Below are 3,153 nucleotides of genomic sequence, written 5' to 3'. Positions count from 1 at the left end.
TATAACATATCATCTCCAAATGACATAAACTCTTAATATTATAAAAAATAAAGGCTCACATAACGTGAACCTTTTAAACTAATGGTTTTAATTTTTCTATAAGCATTGGCACTACTTCAAATAAATCTCCAACTATTCCGTAGTGTGCTACATTAAATATTGCCGCATCTGGGTCATTGTTTATTGCAATGATTATATCTGAATCTTTCATACCTTGAACGTGTTGTACTGAACCTGATATCCCTATTGCTATATATAATCTTGGGTGAACTTTTCTACCGGACATACCTACATATCTATCAGCAGGAATCCACAATTGGTCTGAGATAGGTTTTGTACCTGTTGTAGCTGCACCTAATAGGTCTGCCAATTCATTTATTAAATGCCAATTTTTTGGTTCTTTAAGTCCAAGTCCTCCGGCAACTATTATCTTCGCATCTTCAAGAGATAAGTTGCTTGAACTTCTCTTAACATTTCCCAAAATTTCAGTTATCATATTTTCCATTTCAATATTTACATTGAAATTTATCACTTCGCCAGTTCTTTCTTCGTCAGCTTCTAATGCTTTGAAGACATCTTCTGCAACTGTACCCATTTGAGGGAAAGTATTTGTTCTGATATCTGAGTACAATTGTCCATCAAATGTCGGTCTTATCCATTTTATGTCATTTTTTTCATCATTCAACAAAATTTGTACACATTCTGCAATCAAACCTATTCTTCTCTTCGCTGCAATTCTTCCACCCAAATCTCTTAAGTTTTGGCTTGCCGGCATCATAACGGCAAACGGTCTAAATTCATCTAAAACTTCATTCAAAACTTTAACATAGCTAAGAGTTCTATATTCTTTTAAAGATTCATTTTCAACAACCACTACCTTATCTGCTCCATGAGCTATTAAATCTTTAGAATATTTTTCTACTTCAGCTCCGATGATTAGTGAGTATACTTCTTGTCCCAATTCATCTGCTATTTCTCTTGCCTTTGCCAAAATTTGGTAAGATGTCTTTGTAACTCCATCATTTACTTCAACAACTGTCAATATATTTTTATGTTCCATAATACTACCTACCTATAATTCCATCTGCTTTTAAAACTTCAACTAACTTATTTACTTGTTCTTCAATACTTCCTTCAAGTAATAATCCTGTTGCTCTATTTTGATGTGCAAATACTTCTTTTACAACAGTAGGTGAACCTGAAACTCCCAATTGTTCTTTATCTATTCCAACATCTTCGTCAGAAATTATCTTTATAAGCGAATCGCTTATACTTTCTATTTTTTCTTTGCTAACTTTTTTCACTTCATTAGCTTCTCTAACTACTGTAAATAAAACTGGAGTGCTAACTCTTTGTTTTTCAACACTTGATGATAGTTCTCTAAGAACTTCAAACTTTCCATCTTTATAACTTACATCTTTCAAATAAGTTGCTTGATTTATTCCTAAAAATTCAGCTACTTCAGGACCGACTTGCCCTGTATCTCCATCTACCGTTTGAGTCCCTGCAAGAATTACGTCAAATTCTCCTATATATTTTATAGCAGAAGAAAGCGCATAAGAAGTTGCAAGTGTATCTGATCCTCTAAAAGCCCCACCCGAAAGCACATACCCTCTATCCGCTCCCATAGCTATTGCTTCTTTTACCATATCTGCTGACCTTTCAGGACCCATTGTAAGAATTGTGATCCTTCCTCCTGTCTTCCTTTTTAATTGAATTGCCAAAGTCAGTGCATTTAAATCAGCAGGGTTTATTATCATTCTCATTCCATCTCTTAAAAGATTATGAGTTATCGGATCTAACTGTACTCTTGTAAACTTAGGTACGTGTTTCATCAACACAAGATATTCCATTTCGTCTCCCTTCAAAATTAAACGGGCTAATTTGCCCGTATATTTTAAATCTACTATTTTACAAAAAAATTAAATTCTAATTGGTAAAATTTTAACATATTAAATAATAATTTTCCCACATATCCATGATATAAAAATTGAAAATATAATTCAAATTAAACTTAATATGTAAACTCTTAAATTTAAGAGTTTACATATACAATAATATTCAAAAATAGCTTAAATCTTTTCAAAAATCGCCACTATTAAATCTTGAACTAACTTACTCTCAACCCCATAATATATTTCAGTTCCTTCTCTTCTGCTTGTCAATACTCTTGCTCTTTTCAATTTGCCTAAATGTGATGAAACTGTAGGTTGTGGTATTTCTAATATTGATTGTAATTGCGAAACATTTTTAGTCCCATTTTCTATCAAATACTTTACCACACATAATCTAATTGGATGCGCTAAAACTTTTAGCATTTCTGAGCGTTCTTCAAGTTGCCTATTATCGTAATCCATTTTTAATTACTCCTCCTGTACTTTTAACTTTCTAAAAATAATATATCCTTCTTTATAATCAACACCAAAAAATTTATTTTTAATTAAATTTTTAATCGTTTCAAAATCCTTTGGTTTTATAAACTTTTCCTCTTCTATAAATTCAAGTGGTCTATTTAAATTTTTATAAAAAATAAATCTAGTCCAGCCTTCCGGTCGATCTTCATCTGCATGTACATCAGCTAATTCTATCAATTGAAATCCACTTGTCAACACATTCCTAAAAGAAGGTTCGTTATCAGGTGAAACGGTTGACATAAATATGTCATACCCTTTTCCTTCTAAATAATTCATCATAAGTTCCCTACTCTTATTTTGAACACCTCTTCCTCTTGCGTCCTCATGAACCATAACTGCTTCCATTATAACTATTGGTTGATCTGGTATATTTAAATTTTTCACATACTTCGCTAAACTATCCTCTTTATTTGTAAATCTCATATACCTATAAGCAACTAATTCATCTTCTTTATACACCCCAATTAAAGATGTATTTCCAGAAGTCATCTCTTCCGTTGTATCTCTTATAAAAGTATCTTTGTTGTCAATCCTTGAATATATATCTTCAACTAATTCCATGATTTCTCTTGAATTACTCTTATCAATAACTTTATATACTAAATCTCCATCTCTGTATAATTCCATAGATAGTTCACCTCCAGGTAACTTATACCCTTATTCATATAAATGATTATCATAGAAAATACATATTTTATTGTTATTTAATTTTCTATCTATATAGTGTTGTATTAATACC

4 protein-coding genes are annotated in these 3,153 nt (G+C 31.4%); all 4 read right to left on the bottom strand.

Going from position 1 to position 3,153, the window contains the following annotated elements:
* Positions 1-73 precede the first annotated feature (73 nt).
* Positions 74-1,060: an electron transfer flavoprotein subunit alpha/FixB family protein gene (locus HMPREF9129_RS05460; RefSeq protein ID WP_004821227.1), complete on the bottom strand. Its 987-nt coding sequence runs from the start codon at positions 1,058-1,060 to the stop codon at positions 74-76.
* Between the two features lie 4 nt (positions 1,061-1,064).
* Positions 1,065-1,868: an electron transfer flavoprotein subunit beta/FixA family protein gene (locus tag HMPREF9129_RS05455; RefSeq protein WP_004821224.1), complete on the bottom strand. Its 804-nt coding sequence runs from the start codon at positions 1,866-1,868 to the stop codon at positions 1,065-1,067.
* A 204-nt stretch (positions 1,869-2,072) separates the two neighbouring features.
* Positions 2,073-2,357, bottom strand: coding sequence for an ArsR/SmtB family transcription factor (locus HMPREF9129_RS05450; RefSeq protein WP_004821222.1), 285 nt, complete (start codon positions 2,355-2,357; stop codon positions 2,073-2,075).
* Between the two features lie 6 nt (positions 2,358-2,363).
* Positions 2,364-3,041 (bottom strand): GNAT family N-acetyltransferase, encoded by a 678-nt coding sequence (locus HMPREF9129_RS05445; protein ID WP_004821220.1) that lies wholly within the window; start codon positions 3,039-3,041, stop codon positions 2,364-2,366.
* Positions 3,042-3,153 lie beyond the last annotated feature (112 nt).

This window comes from Peptoniphilus indolicus ATCC 29427 (assembly GCF_000227315.1).
GTDB classification, from domain to species: domain Bacteria; phylum Bacillota; class Clostridia; order Tissierellales; family Peptoniphilaceae; genus Peptoniphilus; species Peptoniphilus indolicus.
The sequence above is the reverse complement of the archived record's forward strand: the minus strand, read 5'-3'. Positions and strand labels throughout refer to the sequence as shown.